We start from the raw sequence: 1,633 nt of genomic DNA, 5'->3' as shown, positions 1-1,633 counted from the left end.
CAGCACTTTGCCTACGACGCAGAGCATCGCCTGATCGAGGTCCGCAGCCAGAAAGACGGGCGAGAAACGGTCGTGAAAATGACCTACGACCCGCTCGGCCGGCGCATCGCTAAAACCGAACATGACAGCAACGGCTACCCGTTGGGCGAAACCCGCTTTGAGTGGGAGGGGTTGCGCCTGTTGCAGGAGCACCGCCATAGCCAAACCAGCCTCTATATCTATGAAGAAGATGGCTATGCACCGCTGGCTCGGGTGGATGGTACGGGCGAGCATCAAAGTGTGCGCTATTACCACAACGACCTGAACGGATTGCCTGAGCAACTGACCGAAGCTGATGGGAAAACGGTGTGGCAGGCGCGGTATCAGGTGTGGGGGAATGCGGCCGAAGAAGTGCGTGAGGCGTACTTTATCGAAGAGCAGAATTTGCGGTTCCAGGGGCAGTATCTGGATCGGGAGATTGGGCTGCACTACAACACATTTCGGTTTTATGATCCGGATGTGGGGCGGTTTACGACGCCGGATCCGATTGGGTTGATGGGTGGATTCAATCTCTATCAATACTCACCGAATCCCATCATGTGGATTGATCCCCTGGGCTGGGCACCGGCAAAACCGGGGGACGTTATAGATTATGGAAAAAGCGCGCCTGGCTTCGAAAAACATCACGGGATACTTGATGCGTGGTCCAAGCACAACATCAAGGACTACGTATCTCGAAACGGCCAGACGCCGACGGTAGTGATGACTGTAGATCAACACAATGCGACCAAGGAGGTTGCTAAAGACTGGGTTCAGAAGAAAACTGGGAAACGGGGCTTTAAAGGTTTCGATTGGAAGAAGGTGTCGAAATTCGAAATACTCAGACTTTCCAACAAAATGTTTAAGGCCGCCGAAGCTAAAGGTTTCCCGAAGGCTTCACGCGGTTTGTACAACAAAGCAATGAAAAACTACCTGCGAAAGGGATGCGGAAGATGAGCCTGACTAAAGTCGTTGATTTGATAGAGAATTCTGACTGCACGACAGCACCGTCCACTGGGTTGCCGAGTAATCTCGTCCCCGATGACTTAGCCGATTTTTATAAGCACTACAGCAGCGCTGTTTTCTATCCAAAGGCACAGTACAGCTTCACGATTCAGGCGCCAGAACTTGAACGTTCCGACTTTGTCGTTATGAACGAAGACTTGGACGACCCAGACTCAGCTAACTGGTACGCGCTCGTTAAATGTGAGGATCAAATAATTTCAATTGACCTGAAACCCGGCCCGCAATTTGGCTATTGCTACGACTCGTTCTGGGACAGTTACCCGACGGCCGATGAGAGCACACTGATCGCAAAATCATTTACTGAGCTGGTTGAGAAAATCATTAAATCCGGAGGTAAAAGCTTATTCTGGATACCAGGCCACACTTGATAGTGAGACCAGACTATATGACCCGACGGCCGTTGGCTCAACCGCCTTTACTACGGCAGCCGCCACCTGCACCAGATCAACCTCGACGGCCGCGTCATCTGCGACTTCGAACGCGACCGCCTGCACCGTGAAGTGCTGCGTACCCAAGGCCAGATCACCACGCGCAGCGAATACGATCGCAGCGGCCGCCTGCGCTCACGGATACGCCGCCCCAATGGCCA

2 protein-coding genes and 1 pseudogene are annotated in these 1,633 nt (G+C 52.9%); all 3 read left to right on the top strand.

Annotation, left to right across the window (positions count from 1 at the left end; translation table 11 throughout):
* Positions 1–975 (top strand): RHS repeat-associated core domain-containing protein (locus AC3ZU9_RS31360; RefSeq protein WP_490091786.1); only part of this gene is annotated, 975 nt, incomplete at its 5' end.
* A complete protein-coding gene (locus AC3ZU9_RS31355) occupies positions 972–1,412 on the top strand; it encodes a hypothetical protein (RefSeq protein WP_490091785.1) in 441 nt (146 codons plus the stop codon). The genes AC3ZU9_RS31360 and AC3ZU9_RS31355, both read left to right, overlap by 4 nt.
* A gap of 21 nt (positions 1,413–1,433) precedes the next feature.
* Positions 1,434–1,633, top strand: a pseudogene (locus tag AC3ZU9_RS31350) (hypothetical protein); the annotation flags it as partial.

This window comes from Pseudomonas sp. A39, from assembly GCF_058145955.1.
Note: the sequence above shows the minus strand (reverse complement) of the source record. Positions and strands in the feature narration are given on the sequence as shown.